We start from the raw sequence: 22,778 nt of genomic DNA, 5'->3' as shown, positions 1-22,778 counted from the left end.
ACCTACGGAAGCCCCCAGATGAATGCTGAGAAGTCCCTCAAACTTGCCCGCCGGTTCATCGAGTTGCCGTTGGAAAAACGTCAGTTATTCCTCGACGGTCTGCGTGCGGAAGGGATCGACTTTTCGCAGTTTCCCATTCCGGCCGATGTGCCACAGGCCGACCGCCATGCCTTGTCCTACGCGCAGCGGCGCATGTGGTTTTTATGGCAGCTCGATCCGCTCAGCGGCGCCTATAATCTGCCCGGTGCGGTACGCCTCAAAGGTGCGCTGAATATTGCTGCGCTGGAGCAAGCCTTCGCCTACGTGGTGCAGCGCCACGAAACCCTGCGCACGGTGTTTCGCCAGAACCCGGATGACAGCCTCGAACAAGCGCCAATAAGTGCCCCGCTTGTGGTCGAACAGGTGGATCTGAGCCTGTTGCCCGTGATCGAGCGCGAACAGGCAGTCGCCGCTCAGGCTCAGCAGCAATCGCTGCAACCCTTTGATCTGGCCTGCGGCCCGTTACTGCGCATCAAGCTGCTCAAGCTGAATCCGTGCGAGCACGTACTGCTGCTGACCTTGCACCATATCGTCTCGGACGGCTGGTCGATGAATGTGCTGATCGACGAGTTCATCCGCAGCTATGACGCTTTTGAGCGCGGGCATACCCCGCAACTGGCTGATTTGCCCATTCAATACATTGATTACGCCCTGTGGCAGCGCCGCTGGCTGGAGGCGGGTGAGCAGGCGCGGCAGTTGACGTACTGGCAAGCCCAGTTGGGTGATGAGCACCCGGTCATGGCGTTGCCCGCCGATTACCCGCGCCCCGCGATGCCAAGTTATCAAGGCACCCGTCATGAGTTCGCTGTGGCCCCGGAGTTGGTCGAACAACTGCGAGCACTGGCACAGCAGCATCAAGTGACCCTGTTCATGCTGCTGCTAAGCGCGTTCAATATTCTCCTGCACCGTTACAGCGGCCAAACCGATCTGCGGGTCGGTGTGCCGATTGCCAACCGCAATCGCCGCGAGGTCGAAGGGCTGATCGGGTTTTTCGTCAACACCCAGGTGCTGCGCACCCAACTTACTGCGCAGACCTCAGTGGCCGAGCTGTTAAGCGCCGTCAAAGAAACCGCACTCGGTGCTCAGGCGCATCAGGAGTTGCCGTTCGAGCAATTGGTCGAAGCCCTCAAGCTTGAACGCAACCTGAGCCATAACCCGCTGTTTCAGGTGATGTACAACCATCAGCCAAACGTGGCGGATATAGAAGCGGTGAGCACGGCATCGGGTCTGGAACTGGGGCTGATTGAGTGGCAAGGGCGCACCACGCAGTTCGACCTGAGCCTGGACACCTACGAAAAAGGCGGCCGTCTGCACGCGGCGCTGACCTATGCCAATGATCTGTTCGACGCCAGCACCATCACCCGCATGGCGCGTCACTGGAGCAACCTGCTGCGCGCACTGGTAGACAACAGCGAGCGCCGTGTCGGCGAATTGCCGATGCTTGATGCCGGTGAAGTACAGGCTCAGGTGCACGACTGGAACACCACTCAGGTCGATTACCCGACCCACACCTGCCTGCAACAGCTGATCGAAGCACAGGTCTCCCGCACGCCTGAGGCGAGCGCTCTGGTATTTGGCGCACAGGCCATGACCTACGCGCAGCTCAATGCCCGCGCCAACCAACTGGCGTACGCGTTGCGCGAGCAGGGCGTTGGCCCGGATGTGCTGGTGGGTGTCGCGGTCGAGCGCTCGCTGGAGATTGTCATTGGCCTGCTGGCCATCCTTAAGGCGGGCGGAGCTTACGTGCCGCTCGACCCGGATTACCCGCAGGAGCGGCTGGCCTACATGATCGAAGACAGCGGCATTGGCCTGCTGTTAAGCCAGACTGCGCTGCTGACAAAATTGCCGGTGACCGGGATCAAGGTCATCTGCCTCGATCAGAAGACTGAATGGCTCGACGCTTACAGCGACGACAACCTGGTGGTTGCTCAGGATTCGCAGCACCTTGCCTATGTCATCTACACCTCCGGCTCCACGGGCCGTCCCAAGGGCGCGGGCAACACCCACGCGGCGCTGGTCAACCGCCTGAGCTGGATGCAGCAGGCCTACACGCTGACCGCCGAAGACGCGGTGCTGCAAAAGACCCCGTTCAGTTTTGACGTCTCGGTGTGGGAGTTTTTCTGGCCGTTGCTGGCCGGCGCACGGCTGGTGCTGGCGCAACCGGGGGAGCACCGTGAACCGCTGCGCCTGATCGACACCATTCGCGAGCAACGCATCACCACGCTGCACTTTGTACCCTCGATGTTGCAGGCCTTTATTCACGAGACGGGCGTCGAGCAGTGTCACAGTCTGCGGCGCATCGTGTGCAGCGGTGAAGCGTTACCGGTGGATGCGCAGCAACAGGTGTTCGGCAAGTTGCCCAAGGCTGAGCTGTACAACCTGTATGGCCCTACCGAAGCCGCCATCGACGTGACCCATTGGACCTGCGTGGACGAAGGCAGCGCGAGCGTGCCGATTGGCTTGCCGATCGCCAACCTGCGCACGCTGGTGCTTGACGCCGACCTGTCGCCGGTGGCCGTGGGCGTGGCGGGTGAGTTGTACCTGGGCGGTGCCGGGCTGGCGCGCAATTACCACTGTCGCGCGGCACTCACTGCCGAGCGCTTTGTGCCATGCCCGTTCAATCCGGGGCAGCGTCTTTACCGCACCGGCGACCTCGTGCGCCAGCGGGTCGACGGGGTGATTGAGTATCTGGGGCGTCTCGACCATCAGGTCAAATTGCGCGGTTTGCGCATTGAACTGGGGGAAATTGAAGCGCGGCTGGTCGAACAGCCGTCCGTGCGCGAGGCCGTGGTGCTGGTACTCGACGGTAAACAACTGGTGGCCTACGTAGTGCTTGAAGACCCGGCCAGCGCCGAGGATTGGCAAGCGGCGCTAATCGCGCACTTGCAAGCCGGGCTGCCGGAATACATGGTGCCCAGTCATTGGGTCAGCCTTGAGCGCTTGCCGCTGTCACCTAACGGCAAGCTGGAACGCAAGGCATTGCCACGGCCCGACCTGAGTGCGGTGCAGCAAGGCTATGCGGCACCGACCAACACACTGGAGCAGCGCCTGGCCGACATCTGGCGGCATGTGCTGGGCGTGGCGCAGGTCGGCGTTGATGACAACTTCTTCGCCCTCGGGGGCGACTCGATCATTTCCATTCAAGTGGTCAGCCGTGCGCGTCAGGCCGGTATCGCCTTTAGCCCGCGTGATCTGTTCCAGCACCAGACCATCCGCAGCCTGGCCCGTGTCGCTCAATTGAGCAGCCACAGTCAGATTGATCAGGGAGTCGCCACCGGTGCTGTGGCATTGGCCCCGGTGCAACAGTGGTTTTTCGACCAGCCGATGCCCGCTCGCCAGCACTGGAACCAGTCCCTGTTACTGCACCCGCGTCAGCCCATTGGGGCGGCTCAGCTAGAGCAGGCCCTGCACACCCTGTTAAGCCATCACGACGCCTTGCGCCTGCGCTTCGAGCAGCACGACGGCCGCTGGCAGCAAGCCTATGCCGAACTGCCGGGCGATACCCTGTTGTGGCATAAGCAGGCAGCCTCCAGCGATGAATTGCACAGTCTGTGCGAGCAAGCCCAGCGCAGCCTCGACCTGCAAAACGGCCCGTTGCTGCGCGCGCTGTTGGTCGATCTGCCGGATCACAGTCAGCGTTTGCTGCTGGTGGTGCATCACCTGGCGGTCGATGGCGTGTCATGGCGCGTGTTGCTTGAAGACCTGCAACAGTTTTACAGCTCACCCGCTCAACCGCCGCAGGCCAAAACCAGCGCGTATCAAGCCTGGACAGCGCGCCTGTCAGACGCCGCACACGCCCGTGTGGATGAGCTTGCGCTGTGGCAACAGCAATTGGCCGGTGCCTCCAGCGACTTGCCGCAAGACCGGGCCGAGGCCGGATTACGCAGCCGTGACGGTCGCACCCTCGAACTCAAGCTCAATCACGAACTGACCCGCCACCTGCTGCAAGTGGCCCCGGCGACCTATCGCACCCAGGTCAACGACCTGCTGTTGACCGCATTGGCACGGGTTATTTGCCGCTGGAGCGGGCAGGCCAGCAGCCTGATTCAGCTGGAAGGACACGGCCGCGAAGAGCTGTTTGCCGACCTCGACCTGTCTCGCACCGTGGGCTGGTTTACCAGCCTGTTCCCGGTGCAACTGACCCCGACCGCAGACCTTGGCGACTCGCTCAAATCGATCAAGGAACAACTGCGCAGCGTCCCGCAAAAGGGTGTGGGCTATGGCCTGCTGCGTTATCTGGCGGGCGCCGACGTGGGTTCGCAACTGGCAGCCTTGGCCACACCGCGCATAACCTTCAACTACCTGGGCCAGTTTGACCGTCAGTTTGACGAGCAGGCGCTGTTCACCCCAGCCACCGAAAGCGCCGGGCGGGCACAGGATGAACGGGCGCCGCTGACCAACTGGCTGAGCATCGAAGGGCAGGTGTATGGCGGCGAGTTGAGCCTGCAATGGACGTACAGCGAGCAGATGTACGACGCGGCGACTATTCAGGCGCTGGTCGATGACTACCAGCGTGAACTGAGCGCCTTGATCGAACACTGCGTAGACCATGAACAGGGTGGCATGACCCCGTCTGACTTCCCGCTGGCGCAACTGACTCAGGCCCAACTGGACAAGCTCAAGGTACCGGCCCGCGACATCGAAGACATCTACCCGCTGTCGCCGATGCAGCAAGGTCTGCTGGTGCACACCTTGCTGGAACCCGGTTCCGGCATCTACTTCATGCAAGACCGCTACATCATCGACAGTGAAATCGACCTGCCGCGCTTTAAGGCGGCTTGGCACGCCGTGGCCCAGCGTCACGATGCCTTGCGTGCGTCGTTCAGCCTCGACGATGACGGCCGCATGCTGCAAATCATCCACCGTGACGCCGCCCCCACGGTGCAGGTGCATGACTGGAGCGAACGCCCCGAAGCTGAGCACGAGGCCGCGCTGCAAGCCTTGCTGGCGCAAGACCGGGCGCAGGGTTTCGACCTGCTTAACACGCCGCCTTTCAGCCTGCGTCTGATCCGACGCAGCGCCGGGCATTACTGGTTCATCCTCAGCAATCACCACATCCTGATTGATGCCTGGTGCCGCTCGCTGCTGCTGCAAGATTTCTTCGCGTTGTACAGCGGCGAGCGCAGCCTGCCCCCGGCGGCGCGCTACCGCGACTTTATCCAGTGGCTGCAAGAGCAAGGCGAGCGTGAGGCGCTGGACGCCTGGGCCATCGAGCTGGCCGGTTTTGAGCAGCCGACGCCGCTGCCGTTTGACCGTGCGCTGCGCCGTCAGGGCGGTTTTTCCGAGATCGGCGATGTGTATGCCGATCTGGAAGTGGCGCAAGGCCGAGCCCTGCGTGAGCTGGCCCAGCGTTACCAGTTGACCGTCAACACCCTGACTCAAGCTGCGTGGGCGCTGGTGTTGCAGCGTTACAGCGGTCTGGATGAAGTGCTGTTCGGCGTTACCGTGGCGGGTCGCCCGATCAATCGCCCGGAAATGCAGGACACCGTGGGGCTGTTTATCAACAGCATCCCGTTGCGGATGCGTTTGCCCCGTGCCGGTCAGCACGTCAGCGTGCGTGAATGGCTGCAAGGTCTGTTCGAGCACAATCTGGCGCTGCGTGAGCATGAGCATTTGCCGTTGCTGAACATTCAGGCGTGCAGCGCGTTGGAGAAAGGCCAAAACATTTTCGACAGCCTGTTCGTGTATGAAAATGCCCCGGTGGAAAGCGCCGTGGCCAGTGGCGCCGCGCAAATCAACGCCAAGTCCGACACCGCACGCACCCACACCAACTACCCGATGACCGTGGTGGTGTACCCCGGCGATGCGCTCGGCTTGCACCTGTCTTACGACAAACGCTTCTTCGACGACGCCACCGCCGAGCGCTTGCTGGCTGACTTCAAGCGCCTGCTGTTGGCCATTGGTGAACATGCCGAGGGCCAGTTCGCAGACCTGCCGGTGGTCGCCCGTGCCGAGTGCGACGCCTTGCTGCAAGCGGGTAACCACACCGCGCGTGACTACCCGCTGGAGCAGGGCTATGTGCGCTTGTTTGAAAAGCAGGTGGCGGCCCATCCTGACCAAGTGGTTGCCACCTGCCTTGAGCAACAGTGGACGTACAGCGATCTCGATACCCGCGCCAACCGGCTCGGTTGGGCCTTGATTGACGTCGGAGTTGGCGTTGATCAGCCCGTGGCCTTGCTGGCAGAGCGCAGCCTGACGCTGCTCGGCATGATGGTCGGCAGTTTCAAGGCGGGCGCGGCGTACTTGCCGCTGGATCCGCAATTGCCTACCCAGCGTTTGCTCGACCTGCTGCAACTGGGCAAGGTGCCTGCGCTGGTGGCCAGCAGTGCCTGCCGCGCTCAGGCTGTGGAGATGTTGGCGCTGCTGGCACCGGCACAGCGTCCGCAGCTGTTGGTCTGGGACGAGGTGCAGAGCGGTGCCTGTTCAGTCGAACAGCCGGGTATCTATACCGCGCCAAACGCCTTGGCCTATGTGATCTTCACCTCCGGTTCCACCGGCACGCCCAAAGGGGTGATGGTCGAACAGGCGGGCATGCTCAATAACCAACTGAGCAAAAAGCCGTTCTTTGACCTCGCCAGCGCTGACGTGATCGCCCAGACCGCCTCGCAAAGCTTCGATATATCGGTGTGGCAGTTTCTCGCCGCGCCGTTGTTTGGCGCCCAGGTCGACATCGTGCCCAACGCCATCGCCCATGATCCGGCGGCCTTGCTGGCCCATGTCGACGCACGCGGCATCACCGTGCTGGAGAGCGTGCCGTCGCTGATTCACAGCCTGCTCGACGAGGCGCATGGCTCATTGCACAGCCTGCGCTGGATGCTCCCGACCGGCGAAGCCATGCCGCCGGAACTGGCGCGCCGCTGGTTGCAGCGCCACCCGCAGATCGGTCTGGTCAACGCTTATGGCCCCGCAGAGTGTTCGGACGACGTGGCGCTGTTTCGCGTGGATGCAGAGTCGGCGGCCGGGGCTTACTTGCCGATTGGTCTGGCCACCGACAACAACCGTTTGTACGTGCTGGACGGTGGCTTGTCGCCGGTGCCTGCGGGCGTGGTGGGTGAGCTGTATGTTGCCGGCACGGGGGTTGGTCGCGGTTATTTCAGTGACCCGTCGCGCAGTGCGGCGGTGTTCCTGCCCAACCCGTTTGCGCAACAGGCGGGCGAACGGTTGTACCGTACTGGCGATCTGGCGCGGCGCCGGGTCGACGGCCAACTGGAATACGTGGGCCGTATTGACCAGCAAGTCAAAGTGCGCGGTTTCCGCATCGAACTGGGGGAAATCGAATCGCGCCTGCGTGACCTGGAGGGCGTGCGCGAAGCCGCCGTTGTGGTGCAGGACGGGCCGACCGGCAAAGCGCTGGTGGCCTTTGTCGTGCCCGACGATGACGCCCGTGACTGGAGCGCAGTGCGTGACCACCTCAAGGCCGGGCTAAAAGCCCAGCTGCCCGAGTACATGGTGCCGCTGCAATGGCTGGCCTTGCCCGGCCTGCCGCGCAATGCCAACGGCAAAGTGGATCGCAAGGCGCTGCCAAAGGCCCAGGCGGCAGACTGGCAGCGCGAGGTGATTGCCCCGCAGCCGGGGGTCGAAACCGTGATGGCGGCGATTTGGCAGGAAGTGCTCAAACTGGAGGCGGTGAGCCGCGACGATAACTTCTTCGAGCTGGGTGGCCATTCCTTGCTGGTGGCGCAAGTGGTGTCCCGCGTGCGTCAGCAACTGGCCATTGAATTGCCCCTGAGCAGTCTGTTTGAAACCAGCGTGTTCAGCGAATTTGCTGCGCGCTGTGCGGCGCAGCCCCGCGCCGTCAGCCAACCGCCGTTGCAGCGCTTGGCGGCGGATCATCCCGGTGTGCTGTCTTACGCCCAGCAACGTCAGTGGATCCTCTGGCAACTGGACCCGGACAGCGCCGCGTACAACATCCCGACGGCCTTGCGCCTTAAGGGCACGCTGCATCGCGACGCCTTGCTGCGCAGTTTCAACGACCTGCAAGCACGTCATGCCACATTGCGCACCACCTTTGTTCAGGACGGCGAACAGGCCCGTGGCGTGCTGCACGCCCACCTGCCGCTGGCCCTGCGTGAGTTGACGCTGGATAGCGCCGACGCGGCGCAGATCGAGGCGCAGGTGGCCGAAGCAATGCGTCAGCCCTTTGACCTGCGCAATGGCCCGCTGCTGCGGGTGCGGTTGCTTAAGGTCGCGGCCGACGAGCATGTGTTGGTACTGACCGTGCACCATATCGCCGCCGATGGCTGGTCGATGCAGGTAATGGTCGATGAATTCAGTGCGCTGTATCAGGCCCATGTACAAGGGCAGGCGGCCCGGTTGCCTGCCTTGGCCGTGAGCTATGCCGACTACGCGGCGTGGCAGCGTGAGTGGTTGCAAGCGGGCGAGGGCGAGCGCCAGCTCAGCGCCTGGCGCGAGCAACTGGGCACTCACCACACACCGTTGCAACTGCACAGCGAACTGACTCGCCCGGCGATTCGCAGCGAGCGCGGCGCGCGTCTGGAACTGGCGCTTGAACCGGCGTTGGCCGCCGGGCTGCGGCAGGTGGCTCAGCAGCACAATGTGACCCTGTTTATGCTGCTGCTCGCCAGCTATCAGACGCTGCTGCACCGCTACAGCGGCCAGTCGACCATCAATGTCGGCGTGCCCAATGCCGGACGCGGGCGGCTTGAAACGGAAGGTCTGATCGGCTTCTTTATCAACACTCAGGTACTGCGCGCCGAGATCGACGGCCAACAAACCTTTGCCAGCCTGTTGCAGCAGGTCAAGCGCTCGTCGCTGTGGGCGCAGGCCCATCAAGACCTGCCTTTCGAGCAATTGGTCGAAGCCTTGCAGCCAGAGCGCAGCTTGAGCCACAGCCCGCTGTTTCAGGTGCTGTTCAACCACCAGCGGGCCATCGGCGACAGCGTTGAGCGGGTGCTCGAAGGGCTGACCGTGGAGCGCATGGACTGGCAGCAGCACACCGCCCAGTTCGACCTGGCGCTGGACACCGAAGAGCAGGGCGAGCACCTGCGCGCCAGCCTGACCTACGCCCGTGACGTGTATGACGCGGCCACCATCGAGCGTCTGGCCAGGCATTGGCTCAACCTGCTGCGCGCCGTGGTCAGTGAGCCGCAGCAGCGAATTGCCGAACTGGGGCTGCTCGACAGCGCTGAACAGCTGCGCCTGATCGATCAATGGAACCCGGCGGTCGAGCCGCAGGTGCAAGGCCCCAACCTGCATCAGTTGTTTGAAGCACAGGCGGCGCTACAACCGCAGGCCGTGGCCTTGCGCTGCGCGGACGCGGCCCTGAGCTACGGCGAGCTGAATGCGCAAGCCAACCGGCTGGCGCGCAAACTGCGCGAACTGGGGGTTGGTCCGGACGTGCGGGTGGGCATTGCCACCGAACGGGCGATGCCGCTGGTGGTCGGCCTGCTGGCCATTCTCAAGGCGGGCGGCGCCTATGTGCCGCTTGATCCGCAGTACCCGGCGGAACGCTTGAGCTACATGATCGAAGACAGCGGCATTCATCTGTTGCTGACCCAAGAGCACTTGCTGGAAAACCTGCCGCCACGGGTGGGCGTGCAGACCCTGTGCCTGGAGCATCTGACGCTGGACGGTTACAGCGAACAAAACCTTGGCAACCTGACCCATGCCGACAACCTGGCCTATGTGATCTACACCTCTGGCTCTACGGGACGGCCCAAAGGCGCACTGTTGAGCCACGCCAACGTCACCCGCTTGCTCAGCGCGACACAAGGGGTGTTCACTTTCGGCCCGAGCGATGTGTGGACGCTGTTCCATTCCTACGCTTTCGACTTCTCGGTGTGGGAGTTGTTTGGCGCCCTGTGCACCGGCGGGCGTCTGGTGATCGTGCCGTACTACATCAGCCGTGAGCCGCAGGCGTTTCACCAGTTGCTGTGCGACGAACAGGTGACGGTGCTCAACCAGACCCCGACCGCCTTCCGCCAACTGCTGCCGGTTGCCTGCAACAGCCCGCAACCGCTGGCGTTGCGTTGGGTGATCTTCGGCGGTGAAGCGTTGGACGTGTCCAGCCTGCGCCCGTGGTATGAGCGTTTTGGCAGTTCTCAGACCACCTTGGTGAATATGTACGGGATTACCGAAACCACGGTGCATGTGACCTTCCGTGCGCTGAGCCCGAGCGACCTTGATGCCAAGGTGCAAAGTCCGATTGGCCGGCCCCTCAACGACCTCAGCTGGTACTTGCTCGACAGTCAGCTCCAGCCCGTGCCGCAAGGCTGCGCGGGTGAGCTGTATATCGCCGGGGCCGGTCTGGCACGGGGCTATCACGGGCGTGCCGGACTGACCGCCGAGCGCTTTGTCGCCAGCCCCTTTATGCCCGGTGAGCGCCTGTACCGCAGCGGCGATCTGGCCCGTCAGCGGGCGGACGGCAATATCGAGTATCTGGGCCGCATCGACCAGCAAGTGAAAATTCGCGGGTTCCGTATCGAGCTGGGTGAAATCGAAGCCTGCCTCAAGCAGCAAATCGGCGTGGCCGAAGCGGTTCTCAGCGTGCACCAAAGCCAGCTTTGCGCCTACGTGGTGGCGGATCACACGCCGGTCGACCCGCTGCTGTGGCGCGAGCAACTGCGGGCGGCGCTCAAGGTCGACCTGCCGGACTACATGGTGCCGAGCCATTGGCTGCTGCTCGACGAACTGCCCCTGACCGGCAACGGCAAACTCGACCGCAAAGCCTTGCCGCTGCCCGATGCCGAGGTCTGGCAGCGACCTTATCGGGCCCCGGTGGGCGAGCTGGAAACCCAACTGGCGGCGATTTGGGCCAGCGTGCTGGGGGTCGAGCGTGTCGGTCGTGACGACAACTTCTTTGAATTGGGCGGGCACTCGTTGCTCGCGGCTCAGGCCAGTGCCCGGGTCGAACTTGAATTGGGCATCGAAATGGCGCTGCGTGCGCTGTTCGAGGCCGCTGACTTGCACACCTATGCCGCTTTGGCACAGGCCCATACGCCTGCGGATAACGCTGTTCGTTTGAGCGCGCTTGAATCGCTGCTCGACGAGATGGAGATCAACTGATGGAAAACGCAACCGCCTGGCGCATTGCCAACCGTTTCGCCAGCCTTGCGCCGCAGCAGCGCCGCGAATTTCTGCAAAAAATGCAGGAGCAGGGCGTCAGTTTTGGCCAACTGCCTATTCCGCCCACCGCACCCGCCAATGAGCCGTGCGAACTGTCTTATGCGCAGCAGCGCCAGTGGTTTTTGTGGCAGCTTGATCCCGAGGGTGCGGCCTACCATATCCCTGCCGCCCTGCGGTTGCGCGGCACGCTCAACGTCGAGGCCTTGCAACAGAGTTTTGACGCGCTGCTGGAGCGTCATCACAGCTTGCGCACCGGCTTCACCGAAGAAGACGGGCAAGTGCGCCAACAGTTGCACGGCTCGACCTTGCGCTTAACGCAGCATGATTTACGCAATCAACCCGCGCCAGAGCGCATGGCCTGTGCGTTGCGTCAGGTCGAGCAGGACATCGCCCAACCTTTCGATTTGCAACACGGCCCGTTGCTGCGCGTCAGCCTGATGCAGCTGGACAACGGCGACCATGTGCTGGTGTTGACCCTGCACCATATCGTTGCCGATGGCTGGTCCATGGGCGTGCTGATCGAAGAGTTCTCGGCGCTCTACGCCGCCCATGCCCAAGGCCGCACCGCCGAACTGCCAGCGTTGCCGATTCAATACGCCGACTACGCGCTGTGGCAACGGCGCTGGATGGAGGCAGGTGAGCTGGAGCGCCAATTGGACTGGTGGCGCGCGCAATTGGGCACGGAACAGCCCGTGCTTGAACTGCCCGGCGACCGTTCGCGCCCCGCGCAACCGACCCAGCAGGGCGCGCGGCTGGACTTTGCACTGGAGCCCGCACTGGCCAAGGGCTTGATGACGCTGGCGCGCCAACGCGGCTTGACCCCTTTTATGCTGTTGCTGGCCAGTTTTCAGGCGTTGCTGCATCGCTACAGCGGGCAGACCGACCTGCGTATCGGCGTGCCGGTGGCCAACCGCAACCGTGCCGAAACCCATGGCCTGATCGGCTTTTTCGTCAACACCCAGGTACTGCGCGCCGAGCTGGACGGGCGCCTGCCGTTTGCCCGTTTGCTGGAGCAAACCCGCGACCGCTCGCTGGATGCCCAAGGTTATCAGGACGTGCCGTTCGAGTGTCTGGTCAATGCCCTGCAAGGCGAGCGCAGCCTGAGTCACAGTCCTCTGTTTCAAGTGATGTTCAACCACCAGCAAAGCCGTCCCGGCGCGCTGGGCGGGATGCTCGCAGGCCTTGAAGTCGAAAGCCTGGAGTGGCAAGGCCGCACCGCTCAATTCGACCTGCAACTGGACACCCACGAAGAAGGCGAGCGGTTGCTGGCCAGCCTGACCTACGCCACCGACCTGTTTGACGCCGCGCGCATCGACACCCTGGCCCGCCACTGGCGCAACCTGCTGGGTGCGATTGTGGCCAACCCCGAGTGCGCCATTGGCGAGTTGCCGATGCTTTCGGCGGGCGAAAGCGAGGCCACGCTCTATGGCCTCAATGCCACACAACAGGACTATCAAGGCCCCGAGTGCGTGCATCTGCATATCGAAGCACAAGCGGCGGCCACCCCGGATGCCTGCGCGCTGGTATTTGCCGGGCAATGTCTGACTTACGCCGAGTTGAATCAGCGGGCCAACCGTCTCGCGCATACATTGCGCGAGCAGGGTGTCGGCCCCGAAGTTCGGGTGGGAATTGCTTGTGAGCGTTCGCTGGAGCTGGTGATCGGTCTGTTGGCGATTCTCAAGGCGGGCGGTGCCTATGTGCCGCTGGACCCGGAATACCCGGCTGAACGTCTTGCCTATATGTTCGAAGACAGCGGTATCAGCCTGCTGTTGACTCAAGCGCACCTGCTGGCCGCTTTGCCTGTGCCTGCCGGGCTGGCACACCGGTGCCTTGAGTCGTCAGCCCACTGGCTCAGCGATGTCAGTGCGGACAACCTGACCAACACCGCGTGCGCACAAAACCTGGCCTATGTGATTTACACCTCCGGTTCCACGGGCAAGCCCAAAGGTGCTGGCAACAGTCACGGCGCGCTGTACAACCGTCTGGCGTGGATGCAACAGGCCTACGGCCTGACTCCCGCAGACCGGGTGTTGCAGAAAACCCCGTTCAGTTTTGATGTGTCGGTGTGGGAGTTTTTCTGGCCGTTGATGCACGGCGCCACTTTGGTGGTCGCAGACCCTGGCGCCCACCGCGACCCGCAACAACTGGCGGCCCTTATCGTCGAGCAAGCGATCACCACCCTGCATTTTGTGCCGTCGATGCTGCAAGCTTTTATCAGCGCCGACGAAGCCGCCCGCTGTACGTCCTTGCAACGCATCGTGTGCAGTGGCGAAGCCTTGCCGATGACCTTGCAGCGCCAGACCTTCAACTGCCTGCCGCAGGCCCGGCTGTACAACCTGTATGGCCCGACCGAAGCGGCAATCGACGTGACCCACTGGACCTGTGTAGAAGAGGGCCGCGACAACGTGCCGATTGGCCGTCCCATCGCCAACCTGCGCACCTATATCCTCAGCCCCGAATTACTGCCTTTGCCCAACGGTGCGATTGGCGAGCTGTACCTGGCTGGCGCCGGGCTGGCGCGGGGTTACCATGCCCGCCCGGCGCTGACCGCCGAGCGCTTTGTGGTTGATCCATTTGGCCGTGGCGAGCGTTTGTACCGCACCGGCGATCTGGCCCGCTATCGTGCCGATGGCGCCATCGAGTACTGCGGGCGAATTGATCACCAAGTAAAAATCCGTGGCCTGCGCATCGAACTGGGCGAAATCGAAGCGCGTCTGCAAGAACACCCGCAAGTACAGGAAGCCGTGGTGTTGGCGCTGGGCAACCAGCTGGTCGCTTATCTGGTGCCGGTCGAGCCCGTGCTTGATCTGCCGGCATGGCGCGAAGCCCTCAAGGCGCACCTGCTGCACACCTTGCCCGACTACATGGTGCCGACGCACCTGATGTTGATCGACCACATGCCGCTCAGCCCCAACGGCAAGCTGGACCGCAAGCAATTACCGAGCCCTGAGGTCAGCGTCAGTCAGCGTGTTTTTGAAGCGCCACGCAGCGACAACGAGCGGCAACTGGCAGCCATTTGGCAAGACGTGCTGGGTGTCGAACAGGTCGGTCGGCAGGACAACTTCTTCGAGCTGGGCGGGGATTCGATTATCTCCATTCAAGTGGTCAGCCGCGCCCGTCGCGCCGGTTTACGCTTGCAGCCCCGCGACCTGTTTCAACAACCGACACTGCACGCACTGGCCGCCGTGGTCAGTCAGCAGGCCGCGCCGCAGATTGCCCAAGGCCCGGTCGTGGGCACGCAAACCCTGACCCCGGTGCAGCAGTGTTTTTTTGCCAACCAGACCGTGCAGCCCCAACACTGGAATCAGTCGGTGTTGCTGGACGTGCGCCAACCGTTGGACTTGCTGCGCCTGCAAACCGCGCTGCAACGAGTGCTGGCACAGCATGACGCCCTGCGGTTGCAATTCCGCCAGCAGGACGGGCAGTGGACGGCGCGCTATGTGCCACTGGACAGCGCCGCCGCCACGGATGTGCTGTGGACGGCGCAGGTGCAAAGCGACGACACCTTGCAAGGGCTGTGCGATGAAGCCCAGCGCAGCCTGTCGCTGCACGACGGCCCGTTGCTGCGCGCCGTGCTGATCGACCATGAAAACGGCGGTCAGCGGTTGTTGTTGGTGATCCACCATTTGGTGGTCGATGGCGTGTCGTGGCGGGTGCTGCTTGAAGACTTGCAAGCGGCCTACGCCGGTCAGGTCCTGCCAGAAAAAACCAGCGCCCTGCAAGATTGGGCGACGCAACTGAGCGCCTACGCCAGCAGTGAACAACTGGCGGCAGAGCTTGAGTGGTGGCAGCAACAGTTGAACGGCGTCAGCGGCGGGTTGCCCGATGCCCATGCAAACGGCAGTCAGGCGCTGCGTCATCGGCAGGTGGTCAGCCTCGGTCTGGACCGTGAGCAGACCCGCCACTTGCTGCAACACGCACCGGCAGCGTACCGCACGCAGGTCAACGACCTGTTGCTGACGGCGCTGGCCCGTGCCCTGTGCGACTGGAGCGGCGAGGCGTCAGCGCTGATACAACTGGAAGGCCACGGCCGTGAAGACGTGTTTGAAACCCTCGACCTGACCCGCACCGTGGGGTGGTTTACCAGCTTGTTCCCGGTCAAATTGACCCCGGCGGCGGACATGGCCGCCTCGATCAAGTCGATCAAACAGCAATTGCGCGACATTCCCGGCAAAGGCCTGGGCTTTGGCGTGTTGCGCTTTCAGGGCGATGCCCAGGTGCAAGCCAGCCTGGCGGCGTTGCCCGCGCCGCGTGTGACGTTCAACTACCTAGGGCAGTTCGATCAGAGCTTCAGCGACGACGCGCTGTTTGTTCCGGCACAGCAGGCCAGCGGCGCGGCGCAAAGTCTGGACTCACCGTTGGCCAACTGGCTGTCGGTGGACGGTCAGGTGTTTGGCGGTGAACTCAAACTGGACCTGAGCTTCAGTCAGGACTGTTTCGACAAGCCCGTGATTGAAGCGCTGGCGGCGGCTTTTCAAGCGCACTTGCAGGCGCTGGTGGCGCACTGCATTGACCCGCAACACAGCGGCGTGACCCCGGCCGACTTCCCGCTGGCCCGCCTGACTCAGTCCCAGCTCGATCAGCTGCCAGTCACGCCTCGTCAGATTGAGGATGTGTATCCGCTGTCACCGATGCAAAGCGGTCTGCTGTTTCACAGCCTGTATGAGCCGCAGGCGGGGGCTTACGTCAATCAACTCAGCGTTGAAGCCACCGGCCTGGACGCTGCCCGGCTGGCCCGCGCCTGGCAAGCCACGCTGGATGCCCACCCGATCTTGCGCAGCGGTTTCCACTGGCCGCAAGGGGCCAGCGAACCGCTGCAACTGGTGCAGCGTTCATTGCAATTGCCGCTGACCGTACTCGACTGGCGAGGCCGAGCCGATCAGACCGCCGAACTGGAATTGCTGGCCCGCAGCGAGCGCTTGCAATTTGACCCGGCGCACCCGCCGTTGCTGCGTCTGGCGCTGGTGCGCCTCGACGAACAGCGCCAGCAATTGATCTACACCCACCACCATTTATTGCTGGATGGCTGGAGCAACGCCTTGCTGCTGGGCGAGGTGTTGCAGCGCTATGCCGGCGTCGAGGTGGCCCCTCATCAAGGTCGCTTCGTCGATTACATCGGTTGGTTGCAAGGGCAGGATGCACAGGCGGATGAAGCCTTCTGGCGCGCGCAGTTAGCGACGCTGGAGAACCCGACCCTGCTGGCCCAAAGTCTTCCCCATACGGTTTCGGACAACAGCGCTTACGCCGATCATCGGCAGGTGTTCGATGCCGCGAGCAGCGAGGCGTTCAACCGCTTTGCCCGCCAGCACAGCATCACCCTCAACACCTTGGTACAAGGCGCATGGGCGCTGTTGTTGCAACGTTACAGCGGTCAGCACACCGTGGCGTTCGGCGCCACGGTGTCAGGTCGCCCGGTAGACCTGCCGGGGGCTGAAACCCAGCTGGGCCTGTTTATCAATACCCTGGCGGTGATCACTCGCCCGCAGGCGGCCGAAAGCGTGGCGCAGTGGCTGGGCCGCTTGCAGGCGCACAACCTTGAACTGCGCGAGCATGAATTCAGCGCCCTGAGCGATGTACAGCGCTGGGCCGGTCGTGCGGGCGAGCCGCTGTTCGACAGCCTGCTGGTGTTTGAAAACTTCCCCATCAGCGAGGCCTTGCAGCAAGGCGCACCGGACGGTTTGAGCTTCTCGCTGCCGGACAATCATGAGCGCACCAACTACCCGTTGACATTGGCGGCGGTCAGCGAAGGTCAACTGAGCCTGACCTGGAGCTTTTTGCTCAGCCATTTCGAGCCGACCGCCATTGCTCGCATGAGCGAGCATCTGGCCTGCCTGCTGCACGCTATGGTGGCCGCGCCGCAGGTCAGTCTCGGGCAATTGCCGCTGTTGAGCGCTGTGGAGCAGACCCGCCAACTGCGCGACTGGAACCCCGCGCCGGGGGCCGTCACCGAGCAGTGCGTGCATCAACTGATCGAGGCGCAAGCCGCCACCCGGCCCGAGGCGTTGGCGCTGATGTTTGATCACATGCAGTTCACCTACGCTGACCTCAACCAGCGCGCCAACCGTCTGGCTCATCGCCTGCGAGAGCTGGGTGTTGGCCCTGAGGTGCGGGTCGGTCTGGCAGTGGAACGTTCACCGCAGATGATTATTGGCCTGCTGGCGATTCTCAAGGCGGGCGGCGCCTATGTGCCGCTCGACCCGGCTTACCCGGCCGAGCGCCTGAGCTATTTGATGCAGGACAGTGGCATTGCGCTGTTGCTCAGCCAGTCATGGCTGCGCAATACCGTGCCACAGATCGACGGCTTGCCGGTGCTGGAACTGGACCGCGAAGCGGTGGGGCATCTGCCCTCAAGCAACCCGGTCAACCTGACCGATGAACGCAATCTGGCCTACCTGATTTACACCTCCGGCTCCACCGGCCGGCCCAAAGGCGTCAGCGTCGCCCACGGCCCGCTGGCCATGCATTGCTTGTCGATTGGCGCGCTGTACGGCATGACCCCGGACGACCGCGAACTGCAATTTGCCTCCATCAGCTTTGACGGTGCCCACGAGCGCTGGCTGACCCCGCTGGTGTTCGGCTCGGCGCTGATGCCCCGTGACGATGAGGTCTGGAGCGCGCAACGCACCTGCGAAGAAATTCAACGCCACGGCATCACCATTGCCTGCTTTACCCCCAGCTACCTGCTGCAGATGGCCGATTACATCGGCGAAGCGGGGCGCACTCTGCCAATTCGCTCGTATACCGTAGGCGGTGAAGGCATGCCCAAACATGCCTTTGATGAAGTGCAGCGGGTGTTGCAGCCGCCGCGCATCATCAACGGCTACGGCCCGACCGAAACCGTGATCACGCCGCTGATCTGGTGCGCGTACCCCGACACGCAATTTGATTCGGCGTTTCTGCCCATCGGCCGTCCGGTCGGCGAGCGCAGTGCCTATGTACTCGATGCCAACCTGCAACTGCTGCCGGTGGGCGTTGCGGGAGAGTTGTACCTGGGTGGCGAAGGCATCGCCCGGGGCTACCACCAGCGTCCGGAGCTGACCGCCGAACGCTTTGTACCCGACCCGTTTGTACCGGGTGCGCGGTTGTATCGAAGTGGCGATCTGGCGCGGCTGCGTGAAGACGGAGTGGTGGAGTATCTGGGGCGCATCGACCAGCAAGTGAAGATTCGCGGTTTCCGCATTGAGCTGGGCGAAATCGAAGCCTGCCTGCTGGAGCATGAGGGGGTGCGCGAAGCCTTTGTGGTGGATCGTGAAGGCCCGGTCAGCCGTCAATTGGCGGGCTATATCGTGGCCCGCGATCCGTTGGCCGACGAGGCCCACCTGCGCGAAGCCTTGATCGCCCACCTGCGCAGCCGCTTGCCCGCGCACATGTTGCCGGCGCATCTGATGTGCCTGGCGGCATTGCCGCTGACCCCCAATGGCAAGCTCGACCGGCAGGCACTGCCTGAACCCGAAGCCAATCGTCAGGTGGCGGATCGGGTGCCAGCGGCGACACCGGCCGAGGTGTTGCTGGTGGGCATCTGGCAGGAACTGCTGGGGCTGGACACGATGGGTGTGACTGAAAACTTCTTTGAGCTGGGCGGCGACTCGATCATCTCGTTGCAAGCGGTGAGCCGTGCCGGTGCGTGCGGGCTGGCCTTTACCCCCAAGCAATTGTTTGAGGCGCAGACCATCCGTGGGTTGGCCGCCATGGCAGTCAATGCCGAGCCGCAAGCACAGGCCCGCGTGGCTACCGCGCCGTTTGCGCAGGTGCCGGTGACGGTACAAGTGGATCGCAGCGAGCTGGATGACCTGTACCCGCTGTCGCCGATGCAACAGGGCATGTTGTTCCACTGCATCGAGTCGCCGGAACTGAACCTCTATGTCAACCAGCTCAGCGTGGCGGTGGAGGGCTTGCAGGTCGAGCGTTTCAGCGCGGCCTGGGACACGCTGCTGGCACGCCACGAAGTGCTGCGCGCCGCCTTTATGTGGCGTGACGGTTTGGCTGATCCGCTGCAAGCGGTGTATCGACATGCACAGTTACCGATTGTTGAACTGGACTGGCGTGATCACACGGCCCCCGAGGCTGCGCTGCTGGCGTTGGCCGCAGACGATCAGGCCCGTGGCTTTGATCTGAGCTGTCCGCCGCTGATGCGCTTTACTCTGGTGCGTCTGGGCGACAACCAGTTCCAGATGATCTGGACCTACCATCACCTGTTGCTGGACGGCTGGAGTGCCTCGCGCCTGCTGGGTGAAATGCTGCGCCTGTATGGCAAGCAACGCCTGCCTGAACTGACCGGGCGCTATGGTGACTATATCGACTGGTTGCAGCGTCAAGACGCGAGCAGCGCCGAAGGCTTCTGGCGTGAACGCTTGAGCGGACTTGAAACACCGACGATTCTGGCCAATGCGGCCAATACCGAGGGCAGCGGCCACGGGGTGTTGTACAGCTACTTGGACAGCGACGCGACCCGCGGTTTGCAGCGCTTTGCCAGCAGTCAGCGGGTCACGCTGAACACGTTGATTCAGGGCGCATGGCTGCTGCTGTTGCAGCGTCACACCGGGCAGCGCAGCGTGGCTTTCGGCGCAACCGTGGCTGGGCGACCGACCCAACTGGCCGGAGCGCAGGACATGCTCGGGCTGTTTATCAATACCTTGCCGGTCATTCAGACCCTCGATCCGCAGCAAGCGCTGGGCGACTGGCTGCGTCAGTTGCAGGCCTACAACCTGGCGATTCGCGACTTCGAACACACGCCACTGGCGGACATTCAGCGCTGGGCCGGGCAGGGCGGCCAATGGCTGTTCGACAGCATTATCGTGTTCGAAAACCATCCGGTTGACCGCGCCTTACGCGGTGAGCAGGACGGCGAATTGACGTTTGCCGAAGTCGGCAGTGGCGGCGTCACCAACTTCCCGATGGACTTGATGGTCAGCGCTACCGAGCAAGGGCTGGAGGTGGAATACCTGTACCTGCGTGAACGCTTTACAGCCGAACAAGTGGAGCGTATTCGTGCCCAGCTGGAAGGCCTGCTGGCGCAAATGCCGCTGGACGCCGCGTGCCTGATCGGGGATATCGGCCTGCTGGCGCCACAGGTTCAATTGCCGCAGGACACCGCGCCTGTGCGTGATCTGCTGCACAGCTTTGCGGCGCAGGTGGTGCGCCAACCCCAGGCCCCGGCGTTGCTCTGTGATGGCCGCGAACTAAGCTATGCCGCGCTTGACGCTCAAGCCGATGCGCTGGCGATGCAGTTGCAGGCGCAGGGTATTGGCCCAGAGCAAATAGTGGCGGTGGCCTTGCCGCGCTCCGAACAGACCATCGTGGCCTTTTTGGCGGTGCTTAAGGCCGGTGCGGCGTACCTGCCGCTGGATCTCGATTACCCGGCCGAGCGCCTGGGCTTCATGCTCGACGACTCGGGCGCGAGCCTGCTGCTGTGCAACAGCGATGTGGATCAGCGTGTCCGTTTTAGCGCGAATACGCCGCGTCTGTTGCTGGATCAACTCACCGACCTTCAGGGCAAGCCGCAGCGAGTCCAGGCACTGGCCGGGCAGTTGGCGTATCTGATTTACACCTCCGGTTCCACCGGCCAGCCCAAAGGCGTTGCGGTGGCCCGCGAGCCGATTGCGCGGCATTGTCAGGGCATCATTGATCTGTATGAACTGACCTCGGCCAGCCGCGAGCTGCACTTTATGTCGTTCGCGTTCGACGGCGCTCAAGAGCGCTGGCTCAGTGTGCTGTTGGCGGGCGGCAGTTTGGTGATTCGCGACGACACGCTGTGGACGCCAGAGCAGACCTTGCAGGTCTTGCACGAGCACCGGGTGACGGTGGCGTGCTTCCCGCCGGCCTACTTGCAACAACTGGCCGAAGTGGCGCTGACACAGGGCACGCCACCTGCCGTTCATACCTACTGCTTTGGCGGCGATGCGGTACCAGACGTCAGCTTTGAATTGGTCAAGCGTGCGCTGCAACCCCAGCGTCTGGTCAATGGCTATGGCCCGACTGAAACCGTGGTCACGCCGTTGCTCTGGCGTGCCGAGGTGACTGAATGCTGCGAGGCGGCGTACGCGCCGATTGGCCGCAGCGTCGCCGGGCGTGGCGTGTATGTGCTGGACGCCGACATGAATCCGTTGCCGGTGGGCGTCAGCGGCGAGTTGTATCTGGGCGGTGAGTGCCTGGCCCGTGGTTATCACCGCCAGCCAGGGTTGAGTGCCGAGCGCTTTGTGCCCGATCCGTTCAACGCCCAAGGCGGGCGCATGTACCGCACCGGAGATCGGGTGCGCCTGCGCGAGTGCGGGTTGGTCGATTACCTGGGGCGACTTGATCAGCAAGTGAAAATTCGTGGTTTCCGGATCGAACTGGGTGAAATCGAAGCGCGCTTGCGTCAATGCGAGGGCGTGCAGGATGCCGCGGTCAAGGTGCTGGAAGGTGTCACCGGCAAACACTTGGTGGGTTATGTGGTGGCGGCCCCGAATGCCGGACTGGAGCGGGCGCTGAAAGAACACCTGCAAGGGCAATTGCCGGATTACATGGTGCCGACGCAGATCGTTGTGCTGGCCCGTTTCCCGCTGTCGGCCAACGGCAAGCTCGACCGTCGCGCCTTGCCCGAGCCGCAGCTTGCGCAGGGTCAGTACCGGGCACCGCGTAACGCACTGGAACACGCCTTGGCCGTTATCTGGCAAGAGGTGCTGGGGCTGGAGCAGGTGGGCATCGACGATAACTTCTTCGAACTGGGCGGTGACTCTTTGCAGGTGCTCAAGGTGATTTCACGGGTGCGCAATCAGCCGCAGCTGGGTATCAGCTTGAAACTGCGCGATCTGATGCAAAAACCCTGTATTGCCGAACTCAGCGGTTTTGAGCCGCTGATCAGTGCGCGGGCCCCTGATCCCTTGTTGGCCCTCAACAGCCGGGTCAACCACGTGCCGCCGTTGTTCTGTCTGCACGCCGGCTTTGGCACGGTGTTCGACTATGAGCCGCTGGCGCGTCGACTGGACGGGCGCCGCAGCGTCTATGGCGTGCAATGCCGCATGTTGCTCGACCCGCAGTGGCAGGACGACTCATTGCAGGCAATGGCGCAGGCATACGCTGAGCGCATTCGCCAGCAACAGGCCAGTGGGCCGTATCACCTGCTGGGTTGGTCGTTGGGCGGGGCGTTGACCCTGTTGGTGGCGCAAGCGCTGGAGGCCCAGGGCCAGACCGTTGCGTTTGCCGGTCTGGTCGACAGCTACGTGGCGGGCACCGCGCAAGCCAGTGATGAGCGCGAAGACTTGCAGGATTTCTTGCGTTTTGTGCTGGGGCTGTCGCATGACGAAGCGCAGACGGTGGTGGACGAAACGGGGGCCGAAGAGGCCATTGCCGCAGCAATGGCCAAGCCGCGCAGCCAACTGGGCGAACACGGGCTGCTGGACGCGGCCGAATTGAGCCAGATATTCGCCGTGGGCACCCGCCTCAAGCAATTAGCGTTGGGGCAATGCGCCTTGCCGCACACACGAGTGGCGGCGCACCACTGGTGGGTGGCCGGGCGTGAAGACGAACGTCGGGTGCATGCGGCGCAAATCGGCGCGGGTGCCAGTCATGGTGTGTTGAGCGGCGGGCATTACGACCTGCTGCGTAACACGACCTTACTGGGGGAGTTAGATGACTTATTGGCCGTACACGCGGTTGAACGTCAATCCTCGTAG

The 22,778-nt window shown here is 63.1% G+C and carries 2 protein-coding genes; both read left to right on the top strand.

The annotated features are described in order from the left end of the window. Positions 1-18: 18 nt before the first annotated feature. Positions 19-11,064: a non-ribosomal peptide synthase/polyketide synthase gene (locus tag ACI7MX_RS14590; RefSeq protein WP_405589355.1), complete on the top strand. Its 11,046-nt coding sequence runs from the start codon at positions 19-21 to the stop codon at positions 11,062-11,064. After that, a complete protein-coding gene (locus ACI7MX_RS14585; protein WP_405589358.1) occupies positions 11,064-22,778 on the top strand; it encodes an amino acid adenylation domain-containing protein in 11,715 nt (3,904 codons plus the stop codon). The genes ACI7MX_RS14590 and ACI7MX_RS14585 overlap by 1 nt, the downstream gene beginning before the upstream one ends.

Source organism: Pseudomonas sp. 2024-210, assembly GCF_045062345.1.
GTDB lineage: Bacteria > Pseudomonadota > Gammaproteobacteria > Pseudomonadales > Pseudomonadaceae > Aquipseudomonas.
Note: the sequence above shows the minus strand (reverse complement) of the source record. Positions and strands in the feature narration are given on the sequence as shown.

Bases quoted from the DNA above. Each gene is read 5' to 3' on its own strand.
- ACI7MX_RS14590 (WP_405589355.1), top strand. From the start codon at position 19: ATGAATGCTGAGAAGTCCCTCAAACTTGCCCGCCGGTTCATCGAGTTG.
- ACI7MX_RS14585 (WP_405589358.1), top strand. From the start codon at position 11,064: ATGGAAAACGCAACCGCCTGGCGCATTGCCAACCGTTTCGCCAGCCTT.